At 73.7% G+C, this 16017-nt stretch carries 13 protein-coding genes; 8 read left to right on the forward strand and 5 right to left on the reverse strand.

The window, feature by feature from the left end:
* Positions 1 to 14 precede the first annotated feature (14 nt).
* Together AC3WRM_RS00185 and AC3WRM_RS00190 are read left to right on the forward strand one after the other, a co-directional pair.
* Positions 15 to 1457, forward strand: a complete 1443-nt coding sequence (locus tag AC3WRM_RS00185; protein WP_492246934.1) for a flavin-containing monooxygenase — start codon at positions 15 to 17, stop codon at positions 1455 to 1457.
* 116 nt (positions 1458 to 1573) lie between these two features.
* Complete coding sequence (locus AC3WRM_RS00190; protein ID WP_492246933.1) at positions 1574 to 2218, forward strand: hypothetical protein; 645 nt, start codon at positions 1574 to 1576, stop codon at positions 2216 to 2218.
* Here the strand turns inward: AC3WRM_RS00190 and AC3WRM_RS00195 are convergent.
* Positions 2187 to 2966, reverse strand: coding sequence for a DNA-formamidopyrimidine glycosylase family protein (locus AC3WRM_RS00195; protein WP_492246932.1), 780 nt, complete (start codon positions 2964 to 2966; stop codon positions 2187 to 2189). The two genes, AC3WRM_RS00190 and AC3WRM_RS00195, sit on opposite strands and share 32 nt — an antisense overlap.
* Complete coding sequence (locus tag AC3WRM_RS00200; protein ID WP_492247081.1) at positions 2959 to 7692, reverse strand: ATP-dependent helicase; 4734 nt, start codon at positions 7690 to 7692, stop codon at positions 2959 to 2961. Before AC3WRM_RS00200 ends, AC3WRM_RS00195 begins: the two co-directional genes overlap by 8 nt.
* 141 nt (positions 7693 to 7833) lie before the next feature.
* Between AC3WRM_RS00200 and AC3WRM_RS00205 the strand changes: the two genes are divergently transcribed.
* On the forward strand, positions 7834 to 8874 hold the full coding sequence (locus AC3WRM_RS00205; RefSeq protein ID WP_492246931.1) for a DUF3048 domain-containing protein: 1041 nt from the start codon (positions 7834 to 7836) through the stop codon (positions 8872 to 8874).
* Between the two features lie 36 nt (positions 8875 to 8910).
* On the opposite strand, the gene AC3WRM_RS00210 is transcribed toward AC3WRM_RS00205, so the two are convergent.
* A complete protein-coding gene (locus AC3WRM_RS00210) occupies positions 8911 to 9579 on the reverse strand; it encodes a TetR/AcrR family transcriptional regulator (protein ID WP_492246930.1) in 669 nt (222 codons plus the stop codon).
* A 136-nt stretch (positions 9580 to 9715) separates the two neighbouring features.
* On the opposite strand from AC3WRM_RS00210, the gene AC3WRM_RS00215 reads away from it, so the two are divergent.
* A complete protein-coding gene (locus AC3WRM_RS00215; RefSeq protein WP_492246929.1) occupies positions 9716 to 10240 on the forward strand; it encodes a hypothetical protein in 525 nt (174 codons plus the stop codon).
* A 90-nt stretch (positions 10241 to 10330) separates the two neighbouring features.
* Here the strand turns inward: AC3WRM_RS00215 and AC3WRM_RS00220 are convergent, their stop codons facing one another.
* Positions 10331 to 11140: a MerR family transcriptional regulator gene (locus AC3WRM_RS00220; protein WP_492246928.1), complete on the reverse strand. Its 810-nt coding sequence runs from the start codon at positions 11138 to 11140 to the stop codon at positions 10331 to 10333.
* An 18-nt stretch (positions 11141 to 11158) separates the two neighbouring features.
* Here AC3WRM_RS00220 and AC3WRM_RS00225 point away from each other — a divergent pair, with 18 nt between their 5' ends.
* Genes AC3WRM_RS00225 through AC3WRM_RS00240 form a run of 4 tightly spaced genes read left to right on the forward strand, consistent with a single transcriptional unit; the run spans position 11159 to position 14722 of the window.
* Complete coding sequence (locus tag AC3WRM_RS00225) at positions 11159 to 11710, forward strand: YqgE/AlgH family protein (protein ID WP_492246927.1); 552 nt, start codon at positions 11159 to 11161, stop codon at positions 11708 to 11710.
* A gap of 58 nt (positions 11711 to 11768) precedes the next feature.
* On the forward strand, positions 11769 to 12059 hold the full coding sequence (locus tag AC3WRM_RS00230) for a DUF3039 domain-containing protein (protein WP_492270903.1): 291 nt from the start codon (positions 11769 to 11771) through the stop codon (positions 12057 to 12059).
* Positions 12052 to 13746: a DEAD/DEAH box helicase gene (locus AC3WRM_RS00235; RefSeq protein WP_492246925.1), complete on the forward strand. Its 1695-nt coding sequence runs from the start codon at positions 12052 to 12054 to the stop codon at positions 13744 to 13746. The genes AC3WRM_RS00230 and AC3WRM_RS00235 overlap by 8 nt, the downstream gene beginning before the upstream one ends.
* A gap of 19 nt (positions 13747 to 13765) precedes the next feature.
* Complete coding sequence (locus AC3WRM_RS00240) at positions 13766 to 14722, forward strand: alpha/beta hydrolase (RefSeq protein ID WP_492246924.1); 957 nt, start codon at positions 13766 to 13768, stop codon at positions 14720 to 14722.
* Positions 14723 to 15375: 653 nt separating this feature from the next.
* Here AC3WRM_RS00240 and AC3WRM_RS00245 read toward each other — a convergent pair.
* On the reverse strand, positions 15376 to 15999 hold the full coding sequence (locus tag AC3WRM_RS00245; RefSeq protein ID WP_492246923.1) for a TetR/AcrR family transcriptional regulator: 624 nt from the start codon (positions 15997 to 15999) through the stop codon (positions 15376 to 15378).
* Positions 16000 to 16017: the final 18 nt, after the last annotated feature.

Below are 16017 nucleotides of genomic sequence, written 5' to 3' on the forward strand. Positions count from 1 at the left end.
AAAGAGGTTCACGTATGGAGCACGTCGACGTCGTCATCGTCGGGGCCGGGCTGTCCGGCATCGGGGCCGCCTACCGGCTGAGCACCATGAGTCCAGGGTCGAGCTACGCCGTGCTCGAGGCCCGCGACGCGATGGGCGGCACGTGGGACCTCTTCCGCTACCCGGGCATCCGCTCGGACTCCGACATGTACACGCTCAGCTACCCGTTCCGGCCCTGGACCCACCGCAAGGCCATCGCCGACGGCGCGGACATCCGCGAGTACATCCGCAGCACCGCCGACGAGCACGGCATCGCCGAGCGCATCCGCTACGGCCACCGCGTCGTCGGCGCGAGCTGGTCGTCCGACGAGGCACGTTGGACGGTCACGAGCGAGGTCGACGGCGAGCTCGTCGAGCAGACCTGCTCCTTCCTGTTCATGTGCAGCGGCTACTACGACTACGACGAGGGCTACACCCCCGACTTCCCGGGGCTGGAGGACTTCGCCGGCACCGTCGTGCACCCGCAGTTCTGGCCCGAGGACCTCGACTACGCGGGCAAGCAGGTCGTCGTCATCGGCTCCGGGGCCACCGCGATCACCCTGGTGCCGTCGATGGCCGAGCGTGCCGGTCACGTGACCATGCTCCAGCGCTCGCCCACCTACATCACGTCGCTGCCGCAGGAGGACGCGATCTCCGCGGGCCTGCGCAAGGTGCTGCCCGCCGGGCCGGCCCACCGCCTGACGCGGCTGAAGAACGCCGCCACCGCGATCGGCTTCTACGAGTTCTGCCGTCGCTTCCCGTCGGCGGCCCGCAAGATCCTGCTGAGCCGCGCCCAGGGCGCTGTCCCGGAGGGCTTCGACCCGCGGCACCTCACGCCGCGCTACGACCCGTGGGACCAGCGGCTGTGCGTCGTCCCGAACGGCGACCTGTGGCGGACGCTGCGCCGCGGACAGGCGTCGATCGTGACTGACCGGATCGACTCCTTCGACGAGACCGGCATCCGGCTCGTCTCGGGGGAGCACCTCGACGCCGACGTCGTCGTCACCGCCACCGGTCTGAAGCTGGCCGCGCTGGGCAAGGTCGCGATCGACGTCGACGGCGAGAAGGTCGACCCGCACGACCGGTTCGTCTACAAGGGCCTCATGCTCAGCGGGGTCCCGAACCTCGCCTGGTGCATCGGCTACACGAACGCGTCCTGGACGCTGCGAGCCGACCTGTCGTGGCAGTACGTCGCCCGGCTGCTCGAGCACATGCGTCGTCACGGCTACGTCGCCGGCATGCCCGATCCCGACGCCGTCGGCGGGCAGGGTGCGCCCGCGCTCGACCTGCAGTCCGGCTACGTGCAGCGTGCCGTCGGCGTCCTGCCCCAGCAGGGCAAGGAGCGTCCGTGGACGGTGCGTCAGAACTGGTTCCTCGACGCCTGGGACAACCGCCGCACCGACCTCGACGAGCAGATGATCTGGACGAAGGCCTCCTGACCCTCCCTCCCACCCCTGAGCGTGACGTTTCCGGGCCGGATCGTCGTGTCCTGGCCCGCAAACGTCACGCTCAGCGGGGTGGGGGCGGTGGGACCGGGGACGACTAGGGTGGGCCGGTGCGCATCGACCAGCTGACCCTGCGGGCCGCCGGGGGCGCGCTGCTGCTCCTCTCGCTCGTGCTGCTCCTCGTGGACCTCACGCGGTTCTTCGAGGAGCCGATCCACTACATGCTGCTCGGCGGCCTCGGGCCGGTCGTGCGGTGCGTCTTCGCTGCGACGGGGCTGCTCCTCGTGCTGGCGGCGCGTCCCCTCGGGCACGCGCTGGACCCCGAGCATCGGCGTCGAGCCGTGGCTGTGCTGCTCGGCGTGCACGGCGCCGCCCTCGTCGTGTTCGCCTTCACGACCCCGACCTACTCGACGGCGCTCGGCGAGCGGGCCATCAACGTCGTGACCCCTGCCTCGGCAGCGGTCGGCGAGCTCGCGCTGCTCGTGGCGTCGACGGTGCTTCCCGCAGCCATGATCGTCCAGGCTGCGCGCTGGCGGCGCGCCGAGACGACCGCGCCGCGGGCGAAGGGCGCCTTCGTGGCCGCCGTGGTGTCCCTGTGGGCGTCGCTGGCCTACTCGCTCGCCGACCAGCACACGCTGCCCGCACCCGGTCTCTGGCAGCGCATCGCGTTCGTCGTGGCCTGGGGCTGGCTCGCGGCCCTGCTGCTGCGCACCGCGGGCGGCCTCACGTCTGGCAGTGCGGACACCAGAAGGTGATCCGCTCCCGGCCCGGCTGGTCGCCGAGCTCGCCCTCGCGCAACGGGGTGCCGCAGCGCCGACACCGCGCGTGCTCGCGGCGGTAGACCCAGCGTTCCTCACCCTGCCGCGTGCTGCCGGTGAACGTCCGCTCCACCCGCGCCTTGTTGACGTCGAGCAGCCGGTGCCCGCGCTCGACCACCCGCGCGACGTCGGGCACGTCGCCCACCCGACGCGTCGGCAGCAGCCCCGACAGGAACAGCAGCTCGTTGACGTACTCGTTGCCCAGCCCGGCCAGGTTCCGCTGGTCGAGCAGCGCCACGAAGATCGGCCGGTCCGGGTCGGACTCGACCCGACGTGTCGCCTCCGCGAGGTCCCAGTCGGGGCCGAGGAGGTCGGGCCCCAGGTAGGCCAGCGCGTCGTCGTCGTTCTCGCGCCTGAGGATCTCGAGCAGTCCCAGCTGGAACCCGATCGCCTGGTGCTGCTCGGTCTCGAGCACGATCCGCGCCGTGTGCGCCGGACGACGCCACCGGCTGCCCCGGCGCAGCACGTGCCACGCCCCCTCCATCTTCAGGTGCGAGTGGATCGACGCGTCACCCACCCGGATCAGCAGGTGCTTGCCGCGGCTCAGCACCTCGTCGACGGTGCGGCCGGAGAGGTCGAGCGTCGCCCACTGCGGCACCCGCACGTCGGACCGGACCAGCTCGCGGCCCTCCAGCACCTCGCGCAGGTGGTGCGCCGTCCGCCAGACGGTATCCCCTTCAGGCATGGGTCGACCGTCCTGCCGGGGGCCGGCCTGGCCCGGAGCGGCTGGTGCCGGACCGCGAGGCGGCGTCGCTGCCGCGACGCAGGTCGAGCCGCAGGCCCTTGGGGTGCCGGTCGAACCCGGCTGCGAGCAGCGCCTCCCCGGTGGGGGTGGTGCCGGCCGGGCGGCCGTTCACCGACTCGACCGTGAGCCGAGGGATGCGCCCCGACCGACCGAGGCCCGCGACGGCCTGCGCCGCGCGGGTGAGGACGTCGACGTCGTCGGTGAACGCCAGGCACGAGCGACCGCCGCGCTCGAGGTAGAGCACGGCCCGACCGTCGTGCACGGCCACCAGCGCACCCGCCTTGCGGGCCGGGCGGTGCTTCAGGTCGTCGGCCGGGTCGACGACTGCGGGCCAGGGAAGCGCGGCGCCGAACGGCTGGGCGGGGTCGGTCGCGGTGAGCACGACCGCCTCGACGTCGGCCGGCTCGTCATCGGGGCGCTCGAACGAGCGCATCCGGTCGACCGTCGCCGACGACGCGAACTGGGCCGCGCCCAGGGAGTCGACGTAGTACCCCCGCAGCACCGAGCCGTTCTGCTCCAGCTCGCGCAGCACCCGGTAGGCACCCGCGAAGCCGCCCGGCGTCTGCTCGGCCACTACCGCACCCCGCGTGACCACACCGTGCCGCGCGACGAGCGCCTCGGTGCGTGCCACCTGGAGGGCGGCCTGCTCGGCGGGGTCGTCGCCCGGACGCTCGACCACGAACCAGCGGCCCGACGCGACCGGGGGCCCGAGACGTGCGGCGCGAGGCGAGGCGGCCATGCCGCGCCGGGCGTGCAGCCGCGCTCGCGGTGTGGAGCCGCCGCGTGACCGGTGTGCGCCGCGACCGCCCAGCCGGGCGCGGACCGGGGCGTAGGAGTCGCCGGCCACCCGCCCCGACCACACGAGCTGCCACAGCGCCTCCACGGCGGCGTCGTCGGAGACCGGCTTGCCGCCGTCCGTGGCCAGCCCCTGGGTGAGCTGGCGGAAGAGGTACGCCCCACCGTCCTCGAGGAGCGACACCAGGCGCAGGCCGAGCTCGTCCGGCTCGACCGGGTCGCGGCGGGCGGGCAGCACGAGGTCGGCCGGGTGCAGCTGCACCCAGCCGTCGCTGCCGGCGAGCGTGCCCGCCCCGGTCCACACGACCTCGCCCGCGCCGAGCAGCTCGTCGAGCTGCGCGGGGGAGTAGTCGCGGACCCGGGAGGGCAGCACCAGGGACTCCCAGGCCGACGCCGGCAGCGGGACCCCGGCCAGCTGGTCGACGACCGTGAGCACGCCGTCGAGGCCGCGCAGCGACCCGCCGACCTCCTGCCACGACGGCAGGAAGCGGGCGAAGGTGCGTGGCTCGACCGGCTCGATCTGCTGCCGCGCGGCGGCGAGGGAGCGGCTGCGCAGCCGGCGCAGGACGTCGGTGTCGACGTGCTCGGTGCCCGCGGCGCCCGGCCGGAACTCGCCCTCGACGAGCCGGTCGTCGCGGGTGAGCCGACGCAGCACGTCGAGCACGACGGCGCGGCCGAGACCGAACCGGGCCGCCGCCTCGTCGGCCGTGAACGGGCCGTGGGTGCGGGCGTAGCGGGAGAGGAGGTCACCGAGGGGATCGGCCACCGGCTGCAGGAGGGCGTCCGGGATGCCGAGCGGCACCACGACCCCGAGCGCGTCGCGCAGCCGGCCCGCGTCCTCGACGACCACCCAGCGCGGCTCACCGGCGACCGGCAGCTCCACGACGCGACGGGCGTCCTGCAGCTCCTTGAGCGCCGGGACGGCGTCGTCGACGAGGCGCGCGTCGACCTCGTCGGTGGTGAGCGGGCCCAGCAGCCGCAGCAGGTCGGCGGCGCCCTCGACCCCGCGCAGCCGACGGTCCTCGGCCAGCCGCTGCAGCTCGGCCTCCGTGCGCTCCAGCACCTCCGGGTCGAGCAGCTCGCGCAGCTCGGCACGGCCCAGCAGCTCCGACAGCAGCGTCGGGTCGAGCGACAGCGCGGCCGCACGGCGCTCGGCCAGCGGTGTGTCGCCCTCGTAGAGGAACGTGGCCACGTAGCCGAACAGCAGCGTGCGGGCGAACGGCGACGCCGTGGACGTCTCGACCTCGACGATGCGCACGTCCTGCTGCGCCACCCGCTCGGCCAGGGTCGTGAGGGCAGGAAGGTCGTACACGTCCTGCAGGCACTCGCGCGCCGTCTCGAGCAGGATCGGGAAGTCGGCGTGCTCGCGTGCGACGTCGAGCAGCTGCGCCGCGCGCTGACGCTGCTGCCACAACGGGGCCCGGGCCCCGGGGTTGCGGCGGGGGAGCAGGAGCGCACGGGCCGCGCACTCGCGGAACCGCGACGCGAACAGCGCCGACCCGCCGACCTCCGCCGTGACGACGCGCTCGAGGTCGTCGACGTCGAGGGTGAACAGGTCGGCCCCCGGCACGCCGGCAGCGCTGTCCTGGTCGGCCGCGTCATCGGGCGCCCACGGGGAGGAGGTGTCGGGGATGCGCGCGACGATGCCGTCGTCGGTGGCCACCACCGAGCCGTCGACGCCGTACCGCTCCAGCACGCGCGCCGCGACGACCAGCGCCCACGGCGCGTGCACGCGCCGTCCGTAGGGGGAGTGCAGCACGACCCGCCAGTCGCCGAGCTCGTCGTGGAAGCGCTCGACGACCAGCGTCCGGTCGGTCGGCAGCGTGCTCATGGCCTCGCGCTGCTCGTCGAGGAAGGCCATGAGGTTGAACCGGGCCCGCTCGTCGAGGTGCTCGGGGACGTGGCCCTCGGTGACCCGACGCAGGAACGCGCCGATCGCCTCGCCCAGCTCGGCCGGACGGCCCGCGGCGTCGCCCCGCCAGAACGGCAGCCGGGCGGGCTCGCCGAACGCCGGGGTCACGACGACCCGGTCGTGCGTGATCTCCTGGATGCGCCAGCTGGTGGCCCCGAGGGCGAACACGTCGCCGACGCGGGACTCGTAGACCATCTCCTCGTCGAGCTCGCCGACCCGCTTGGACGGTCCCTCGTCGACACCGTCGGCCAGCACCACGGCGAACAGCCCGCGGTCGGGGATGGTGCCGCCGCTCGTGACGGCCAGCCGCTGCGCGCCGGGTCGCCCCACGATGGTGCCCGCGTCACGGTCCCACACGAGACGTGGTCGCAGCTCGGCGAACCGGTCCGACGGGTACCGGCCGGCCAGGAGGTCGAGTGTGGCCTCGTAGGCGGAGCGCGGGAGCGCGGCGAACGGCGCCGACCGACGGACGGCGTCGAACCACGCCTCGACCTCGACCGGCTCGAGGGCGCAGGCCGCGACGGTCTGCTGGGCCAGCACGTCGAGCGGGTTCGCGGGCACCGCGAGCCGCTCGATGGCGCCGGCGCGCATCCGCTCGGCCGTGACCGCCGCTCCCACGAGGTCGTGGCGGGTGGTCGGGTACACCAGGCCGCGCGAGACCTCGCCGACCTGGTGGCCGGCGCGACCGACGCGCTGCAGACCGCTCGCGACCGACGGGGGCGTGGACATCTGCACGACGAGGTCGACGGCGCCCATGTCGATGCCGAGCTCGAGGCTCGACGTGGCGACGACGCAGCGCAACCGGCCCGACTTGAGGTCGTCCTCGATGAGCGCGCGCTGCTCCTTGCTGACCGACCCGTGGTGGGCCCGCGCGAGCGCACCGACCTCCTGCGCGTCGCCGCGGCCCGACGCCGTGCCGCTCACGCCCGACACCCGGCTCGGCGGCAGGGTGCTCGTCGCCTCCGGCTCCGCGCGGGCCTCGCGGTCGGCCCACTGCTCGTTCAGGTGCGCGGTGAGCCGCTCCGCCTGGCCGCGGGAGTTGCAGAAGACGATCGTGGAGCGCACCTGGAGGATCCGCTCGACGACGTCGTGCTCGATGAAGGGCCAGATGCTGCCGCCGTTGTCGTCGGCGAGCGGGTCGCTGATCGAGCGCGCGGCCGACCCCTCGTCGCGCACGACCTCGGCCTCCTGCGCGCCGCGTGCCGAGGGCGGCCGGGAGAGCTCGGTCATGTCGTCCAGCGGGACGACGACGTCGAGCTCGAGGCGCGACGGCGACGGCGGCGCGACGACGTGCACCGGCGCGCGACCGCCGAGGAAGCGGGCCACCTCGTCGTGCGGGCTGACCGTGGCGCTCAGCCCGACCCGACGTGCGGGCGCGTCGAGCAGGTCGTCGAGGCGCTCCATCGAGAGCGCCAGGTGCGCGCCGCGCTTGGTACCCGCGACCGCGTGGATCTCGTCGACGATCACCGTGTCGACGCCACGCAGCGTGTCGCGAGCCGCCGAGGTGAGCATGAGGAACAACGACTCGGGCGTGGTGATGAGGATGTCGGGCGGGCTGGTGACGAGCGCGCGACGGTCGCGCGCCGACGTGTCGCCCGAGCGCACGCCGACCCGCACGTCGGAGAACGTGTCGCCGCGGCGGGCCGCCACCTGGGTGATGCCGACCAGTGGCGAGCGCAGGTTCCGCTCGACGTCGACCGCGAGCGCCTTGAGCGGGGAGATGTAGAGGACGCGGGTGCGACGCTCCTTCTCCGGGGTCGGCTCGTGCAGCAACCGGTCGATGGCGGACAGGAACGCGGCGAGGGTCTTGCCGGAGCCCGTGGGCGCCACCACGAGCACGTGACGTCGCTCGGCGATCGCCGCCCACGCCTCGGCCTGCGCCGGGGTGGGTGCGCTGAAGGCGCCCTCGAACCACTCCCGCGTGGCCGGCGCGACCGTGCTCAACGGGTCGTCGACCAGCCGGCTCGACGGCGCGTCGGCGCGGTCGTCGGAGGGTGAGGCATCGGGCACGGCCCCATCGTGTCAGCCGGTGCCGACACCTGCCCGTCGTCCGGCGCAGGGTCCGACGCCGGGCGCCGCTCGTCAGGCATGGTGGACGTCATGACGAAGCATCGCCTCGCCGCCCTGGCCCCCGTCGTCGCCCCGCTCGTGGCTCTCGGGCTCCTGCTGTCCGCGTGCTCCTCGGACCAGGAGACCAAGGCCACCCCCGAGCCGTCGAAGGGCACCGCCGGCACGATCGTCGAGACGTCGCCGCTCACCGGTGAGGTCCTGCGCGACGGGCGGCCGAAGAACCCGGTGTTCCTCGTCAAGATCGAGAACACCGACGCGGGCGCGCCGCAGATCGGGCTCGACCAGGCCGACCTCGTCGTCGAGGAGCTCGTCGAGGGCGGCCTGACCCGCCTCGCGGCGCTCTACTACTCGACGCTGCCGCGCACGGTGGGCCACGTGCGCTCCATGCGCGCGACCGACATCGGCATCGCCTCCCCGGTCGGCGGACAGATCGTCGCCTCGGGCGGGGCGTCCGGCACGTACGGCCTGGTCAAGAAGGCCGGTCTGAAGGTGTTCTCCGAGGACGAGGGCGCCCCCGGGTTCAGCAGCGACCCGGCCAAGGTGCGCCCCTACAACCGGCTCGTGGACCTCCAGCGGCTCAAGCGGGCGAAGCCCAGCACGATCCCGGGCCCGTACCTCGACTGGACCCCCGCGCGCGGCACCGAGGCGTCACCGTCGGCGTCGGCCTCCCCGTCCGCGCAGGCGAAGCCCCGCCGGGTCACACGCGCCTCCGTGCGCTTCTCGGGCAGCTCGACGACGCAGTGGAAGCTCTCGAGGGGCCACTGGGTGCGCACCAACGGCCACGCCTCCCGCGAGTTCCGCGCCGACACCCTCGTCGTGATGTTCGCCGACGTCGGCGACGCCGGCTACACCGACCCGGCGGGCAACCCCGTGCCGGAGACGCGGATGAAGGGCTCGGGCCGCGCCGTGGTGCTGACCGCCGACGGTGCGGTCGAGACCACCTGGCGCAAGAAGGTGAACCGCTCGACCCTGTCGTTCACGACGAAGGACGGCAAGCCCCTCACGATCGACCCCGGCAAGACGTGGATCGAGCTCGTCCCGAAGGGCGCCGGCGCGGTGTCGCTGCGCTGAGCGGGGGTAGCTGGCCGAGAGAGGCTGACCGAGGGGTCAGGCGTCGGCGTGCGGGTCGGTGAGCGACGGCAGGAGCCGCATGCCCGCCAGGATGCCGCTGATCGAGGCGAGCACCTCCGCCGAGGCTTGCTCCGCGTCGTCAGCGTCCGCCACGTACTCCGAGCTGGAGCGGATGGCGCCGAAGAAGATGGCGGCGTAGGCCTCGCTCAGCTCGTTCGCGCCGCCGAGGTCGTCGAGCAGCGCGTCGACCGTGCGCTTGACGATCCCGTACGACGCGGCGCGCTCGGCGACGGCCCAGCGCTCGTGCCCGAGGGCGACCGGGCCCTCCTGCAGGCAGATGCGACGGAACTGCGGCTCCCGGCACACCTCGAGGAAGCCCTCGAGGCCGATCTGCGCCCGCTCCCACGGGTCGTCGGCGGTGTCGATCCGCTTCTCGATCTCGCGCGTCGCCTTCTCCTGGAGCCGGTCGAAGACGCTCTCGAAGAGCGCGAGCTTGCTCGGGAAGTGGTGGTAGAGCGCGCCCTTCGTGACTCGCGCGGCCGCGACGACCTCGTCGAGCGAGGTGCCTGCGTAGCCGTGCGCGGCGAACAGCTGCGTCGCGTTGTCCAGGAGCGCCCGCTTGGTGCTCGAGGAGTACCCGGTCCGGCGGGTCGTGCTGCGGGCGGCGCGGAGCACCTTCTTCTGCACCTTCGCGGGACTGGTCATGGCGCCCATCCTACGCAGGCGTGGTGGTGAGCCTCACAGCGCGCCAGGTTGCCTGACCTGCGCAGACACAACATACTCGAAGTACGTACCGAGGGTATGTCCCCTCGAACGACGGTCCCCCGAAAGGAGCACCTCCATGACCTGGGATGCCTACAACCGTCGCAAGTCCGCCCTCCGCGGCGTCCTGCAGCTGGCCGACCGCCGCCGCGAGGACACCCCCGACCAGCTGCTCGACGCGACCCCCGGCGCCCGTGAGGCGTTCGACGACGAGCTCTCCCTCCTCTTCGACGTCCAGATGGCCTGGTACCAGAGGCTGAGCGGCCAGCTCGACCGCACGGTGCTCGAGGGCGACGCTCCCGCGACCGTCGCCGTCGAGGCCTGGGTCGCTGCTGCCGCCGCCATGCCCGGGGCCCGGGCCCTGCTCGACGCCCACCGCGACCGCCCCGAGCTCGCGAAGGCCTTCGCGAAGGAGCAGGCCCTGCTGGCCGTCTCCGCCGGGGTCTCCAGCTGGCACCCCGACCTCCTGGGCCAGGGCGAGCGGATCGTGGCCGAGGCCCGCGACCGCGCCGTCCACGCCCCCGTCGACACGCTCCCCCCGCGTGACGGCGAGGGTCGGGCCAGCGCCTTCATCACCCGGCTGCGCAACGCCCTCGCCGCCTGAGCGGTCCCCCTGACGTCACCCCGTCCGCGCCTTCTCCCTCCCTCCCTCCCGGCGCGGGCGGGGTGATCCCCTTCCTGCCGGGAACGCGGGTCAGTCGTCGGCCGCCGCAGGGGCGCTGCGGCCGCGCAGCCCCACCTCGGCCAGCTGCTGCCCGATCTCGGCGTCGATCGCCGCGGCGAGCTCCTTGCGGAACATCGCGTACGTGACCTGGCTCGCGACCGGGAGCAGCTTCTCGACCGCTCCCAGGACCTCCGGCGCCTCCTCGGGAGGCAGGCCGCGGTTGAGGAACGGCTGCGCGATCGCCTTGACGGCGTTCTCGACGAAGGAGTCCGCGATCTCGCGCAGGTTGCGCTGCAGGAGCGGGAACAGCTCGATGATGTCCTTCGCGGGCAGGCCGAGGGCCACGGCGGCGGCGCCGTTGCGCACGATCGCGGGCTGCACCAGCAGCACCGACTCGTGGTCGTCCTCCACCCACGCCGCCAGGCCGAACTCGACCAGGGCCTCGATCAGCCCGTCGTCGCGGCCGACGTTCGCCAGGGCGGCCAGCGCGTCGCGGCTCATCAGCTCGGGCTCGACGTCGTTCCATGGCTCGTCGAGCAGATGCAGCAGGTCCAGCGCCGGCGCGGTGGCCGACGCCGGGCTCGACAGCACCGCCTTCTCGACGGCCGCGAGCGTGTAGCCGCGGTCGAGCAGGTCGCGCACGAGCTGCAGCCGTTGCAGGTGCCCGCGGTGGTAGTACCCGGTGCGACCCTCGAGACGTGGCGGGTCGATCAGCCCCCGGGCGGCGTACGCCCGCACGTTCCGGACGGTCATGTTCGCCCGCGCGGCGAGCTCGTCGACCGTGAACTCGGAGTCCAGGTCGGCGTCGTCCGGCCCGGCTGGCCCCTCCGTCACTGACATGCGGGCATCATAGGGGGCATGGAGACGCTTGCCGGCCGACTCCTCGTCGCCACCCCGGAGATCGCTGCCGGCCCGTTCGCGCGCAGCGTCGTCCTGCTGCTCGACCACGACGAGGACGGTGCGCTCGGCGTGGTCCTCAACCATCCGCTCGAGGCCGACGTCGAGGACGTCCTGCCCGCGTGGGCCGCGGTCGTCGACGCACCGGACTGCCTCTTCCAGGGCGGCCCGGTCGCCACCGACGCCGCGCTCGCGGTGGGGGTGCTCGGTCCGTCGGCCGTGCCGGTGCCGGGCTGGCGGGCGATGACCGGCTCCTTCGGCCTCGTCGACCTCGACGGGCCGCCGCCGCAGGACGGTGCCCTGCGGGGCCTGCGCGTGTTCGCCGGGTACGCCGGGTGGGGTCCCGAGCAGCTCGAGGGCGAGCTGGAGGAGGGGGCGTGGCTCGTCGTCGAGGCGCGCGACGACGACCTGCTGTCGCCCGTGCCCGAGCGGCTGTGGCGCGACGTGCTGCTGCGCCAGGACGACGACGTGCGCCTGCTCTCCACCTATCCCGAGGATCCCGGCCTCAACTGAGCCCTGCGTCCACGACGGACGTCCCGGGGCGCTCGACCGGTCGTCCGCAGCCGTTACGATGAGCCACGTGGGATTCTTCGGCAGCGGCACCCAGACGGTCCAGGACGAGCGCACCGACCTGCGCGGGGACGAGCGGCTCGAGGAGGGCGACCACGAGCGCTTCAGCCACTACGTCCCGAAGGACACGCTGACCGAGGCCATGGTCATGGGCACCCCCTGCGTCGCGCTCTGCGGCAAGGTCTGGACCCCCAGCCGTGACCCGCAGCGCTTCCCGGTGTGCCCGGAGTGCAAGGAGATCTGGGAGGGCATGCAGCCCGGCGACGAGGGCGGCTCCGGCTCGGATGCCTAGCCAGCGCCTCCGGGCCTGGCAACGCGACGCGTTCGAGCTGTACTCGCGCAGGGAGCCGCGCGACTTCCTCACCGTCGCGACGCCCGGCGCCGGCAAGACCACGTTCGCCCTGACGATCGCGGCCGACCTGATGCACCGCGGTGTGGTCGAGCGCGTCGTCGTCGTCACCCCGACCGACCACCTGAAGACGCAGTGGGCGCTCGCCGCATCGGGCCTCGGGATCCGGCTCGAGCCGGCCCTCGCCGGGGCGCTGGCACCGGGCTTCGACGGCTACTGCGTCACCTACGCCGGCCTCTCGGTGAACCCCAACGGCCACCGTGTGCGGATCGACGCCCGCAAGACGCTCGTCATCCTCGACGAGGTGCACCACGCCGGCGACTCGCTGTCGTGGGGCGACGCGGTCCAGGAGGCGTGCGAGGGCGCGGAACGTCGACTGTCGCTCACCGGCACGCCGTTCCGCTCCGACGACAGCCCCATCCCGTTCGTCACCTACGAGCCGCAGCGCGACGGCACGAAGCAGAGCGTCGCCGACTACTCCTATAACTACGGGCGGGCGCTGCGCGACGGCGTCGTGCGTCCCGTGCTGTTCATGGCCTACTCCGGCCAGATGCACTGGCGCACCCGCGCGGGCGACGAGGTGGCCGCCCGGCTCGGCGAGCCGCTCACGAAGGACGCCACCGCCCAGGCCCTGCGCACCGCCCTCGACCCGGAGGGGTCGTGGATGCCCACCGTGCTGCGGGCCGCGCACCGACGGCTCCTGGAGGTCCGACGCGACATCCCCGACGCGGGCGGTCTCGTCATCGCCTCCGACCAGGACTCCGCCCGTGCCTACGCCCGTCTGCTCACCGACCTGACAGGGGAGCGGCCCACCGTCGTGCTCTCCGACGAGGCCGGCGCGAGCGGACGCATCGCCGAGTTCTCCGCGTCGATGTCGCCGTGGATGGTCGCCGTGCGGATGGTGAGCGAGGGCGTCGACGTGCCCCGGCTCGCCGTCGGCGTGTACGCCACCACGATCGCGACGCCGCTGTTCTTCGCGCAGGCCGTGGGCCGTTTCGTGCGCGCCCGACGTCGCGGCGAGACCGCGTCGGTCTTCCTGCCCAGCGTCGCGGGCCTGCTCGCGCTGGCCGCCGACCTCGAGGTCGAGCGCGACCACGTCGTCGGGCGGCCCGTGAAGGACGAGGACGACCTGTTCGCCGCCGAGGCCGAGATGCTGGCCCGGGCCCAGGCGGGGGAGTCGGCGTCGGCCGAGCTCGAGCAAGGGACCTACCAGGCGCTCGGCAGCGAGGCCGACTTCGACCGGGTGCTCTTCGACGGTGGCGAGTACGCCGCACAGATCTCCGACTCCCTGGACGACGACGACCTCGACTTCCTCGGCATCCCCGGCCTGCTCGAGGCCGACCAGGTGGCCGAGCTGCTGCGCGCCAAGCGGTCGAAGGCGTCGGCCGCCGCGCCGCGTGCCGCCACCCGGACCGCGGAGGACGTCGCGCACGAGCGCCGCAGCGAGCTGCGGCGTGAGCTCAACGGGCTCGTGGGCGCCTGGCACCACCGGACCGGGCAGCCGCACGGCGTCACCCACGCACAGCTGCGCACCGAGACCGGTGGACCGGCAGCGGCGCAGGCCACCGTCGAGCAGCTGCAGCGCCGGATCGACCTGCTCCGACGATGGGCCCTGCGCGCGTCGGGCTGAGCGCCACTAGCGTGGAGGCATGTCGATGCCTCTCAGGACCCGCGTGTTCGGCGTGCTCGTCCGCCTCGCCTCCACCCCCATCGAGGAGGTCGACGACCTCGACGGCGCGCGGCGCGAGCGGCTCGCGCTGCAGCGCACCGCCGTCGGGCGCTGGCTGTTCGGCACGGCGGACCCGTCGGTGCGCACCACGGAGCACCACGTGCAGGTCGAGGGGCGGGCCCGACGCTTCCTGCAGCACCGACCGACCGGTGCCGCCCGGCCCGGCTCGGCGCCGCCGGTCGTGCTGAACCTGCACGGCGGCGGATGGGTGCAGGGCAACCCGGAGCAGTCGGCCTGGTTCGCGAGCCGCGTGGCGGCCCGGACGGGCGCCGTGGTCCTCTCCTTCGACTACCGGCTCGCGCCCGAGGACCCCTTCCCGGCAGCCGTCGACGACGCCTGGGCGGCGCTGCAGTGGGTCGTCGAGCACGCGGACGAGCTCGACGTCGACCCGGCACGCGTGGCCGTCATGGGCGACAGCGCCGGCGGTGGCCTGGCCGCGACGACCGCGCTGCTCGCGCGGGACGCGGGCGGTCCCGCCCTGAAGGCCGAGGTGCTCATCTACCCCGGCGTCGAGATGTACGACCGGTGGCCGAGCGAGGACGAGTTCGCCGACGCGCCCGTGCTGTCGTCGGCCAACATGCGCGCCTTCGTCCGCCTGTACCTCGCCGACCAGCACGGCACCCTCGACTGGCGCGCCTCGCCGATCCGCGCCGAGTCCCACGCCGGCCTGCCCTCGACCCTCGTCCTCGTCGCCGGCCACGACCCGCTCTCCGACAACGGCCGCCGCTACGCCGAGACCCTCGGCGAGCAGGGCGTCCATGTCGTCCTCCAGGAGTTCCCCGGCGCCCTGCACGGCTTCGTCAGCCTCCCCGGCGTCAGCCCCGCCGCCACCCAGGCCGTCGACGCGACGGCGAGGTTCCTGCGCGACGTGCTCTGAGCGCCCTGGGCTCGAGCTGTCGGGTCTCGCGGGCTGTGGGCCTGCGGGTGCGTGGGTGTGGTTTCTCTCTCGGGTGGGGCTGCGTCGGCGCGGCCTCTCGTGGAGGAAGGGCTGCGCTGCTGCGGGTTCTCGTGGGTGTGGTCTCCGAAAGGGCCTCGACCGGGCGGCTGGGTGGGGGTCGGCTTCGGGTCTCGGGCTGTGGCCCGCGCTGTGGGACGCAAGATGCTGCGTTCGTGTGCGGGAGGGTCAAGGATGCTGCGTTTGCTACGGGATCCCGTCGTGAACGCAGAAGCGTTCGGTCTCGAACGCGCGAATGCAGAATCTTGGGTGCCCTTTGCGTTGGGGGGACGAAGGATTCTTCCTTCTCGTGGACCGTTCCACGAGAAGGAAGAATCCTTCACACGTCTGGCCCCCTCGGCGGTGGATCTGCCACCTGTAGAGCGCTCTTCAGGTGGCAGATCCACCGCCGGACCGCACGAATGCAGAATCTTGGGTCCTCCGCGGGCCACAGCCCGAGAACCCCGACCAGCTTGCGCCCAGCCGCCCGGTCGAGGCCCTCTCGGAGACCACACCCACGAGAACCCGCAGCAGCGCACCCCCACCCGTGCGAGAACCAGCCCCAGCGCCGCCCCCGCGCACAGCGGAGACCGACCTCAGCCCCCCAGCACCTCGGGCACGACGTCGTCGACGATCGCGAGGAGGGTGCGGCGGAGGAGGACGTGGACCTGGGGGCGGGTGAGGGTCTCGTGGAGGAGCCACTCGCGGGCGGCGGAGCGGGCGAGGTGGCCGTAGGTGCGCACGAGGGCGCGCAGCAGGTCGCGGCGGGCGGGGTCGTCGCCGAGGCGGACGGCGTCGAGCACCCGGTCGACGGTGATGTTCTCGGCCTCCGTCAGGATCGCCTCGAGCTCGGGGTCGCGGCCCATCACCATCGGGTCGGCGGCGGCGATCCACGTCGTGCCCGACTCCTGCAGCGCGTCGAGGTACCAGGCGACGGCGGCGTCGATCCGCTCCTCGACCGTCCCGTCGGGGAGCTCCTCGACGGCCACCGACGGCACGGTCGACGCCTCCCGGACCACCTCCAGGTAGAGGTCGCGCTTGGTGCCGAAGTAGTGGTTGATGAGGCCGCGCGCGACGCCGGCCGCCTGCGCGACGTCGGTCAGCGAGACGGCGGGGTAGGGGCGGGTCGCGAACGCCGCCGTGGCCGCCGCGAGGATCTCGGCGCGGCGGCGGTCCGCGTCGAGACGCTGGAAGCGGGGGCCGTCGGCGCTCGTCGTCACCCGCCGAAGCCTGCCACG

The sequence above is a fragment of the Aeromicrobium sp. EU05-FHT14F07 genome, from assembly GCF_058790455.1.

Bases quoted from the DNA above. Each gene is read 5' to 3' on its own strand.
- AC3WRM_RS00185 (WP_492246934.1), top strand. From the start codon at position 15: ATGGAGCACGTCGACGTCGTCATCGTCGGGGCCGGGCTGTCCGGCATC.
- AC3WRM_RS00195 (WP_492246932.1), bottom strand. From the start codon at position 2,966: ATGCCTGAAGGGGATACCGTCTGGCGGACGGCGCACCACCTGCGCGAG.
- AC3WRM_RS00205 (WP_492246931.1), top strand. From the start codon at position 7,834: ATGACGAAGCATCGCCTCGCCGCCCTGGCCCCCGTCGTCGCCCCGCTC.
- AC3WRM_RS00210 (WP_492246930.1), bottom strand. From the start codon at position 9,579: ATGACCAGTCCCGCGAAGGTGCAGAAGAAGGTGCTCCGCGCCGCCCGC.
- AC3WRM_RS00215 (WP_492246929.1), top strand. From the start codon at position 9,716: ATGACCTGGGATGCCTACAACCGTCGCAAGTCCGCCCTCCGCGGCGTC.
- AC3WRM_RS00220 (WP_492246928.1), bottom strand. From the start codon at position 11,140: ATGTCAGTGACGGAGGGGCCAGCCGGGCCGGACGACGCCGACCTGGAC.
- AC3WRM_RS00225 (WP_492246927.1), top strand. From the start codon at position 11,159: ATGGAGACGCTTGCCGGCCGACTCCTCGTCGCCACCCCGGAGATCGCT.
- AC3WRM_RS00230 (WP_492270903.1), top strand. From the start codon at position 11,769: ATGAGCCACGTGGGATTCTTCGGCAGCGGCACCCAGACGGTCCAGGAC.
- AC3WRM_RS00235 (WP_492246925.1), top strand. From the start codon at position 12,052: ATGCCTAGCCAGCGCCTCCGGGCCTGGCAACGCGACGCGTTCGAGCTG.
- AC3WRM_RS00240 (WP_492246924.1), top strand. From the start codon at position 13,766: ATGTCGATGCCTCTCAGGACCCGCGTGTTCGGCGTGCTCGTCCGCCTC.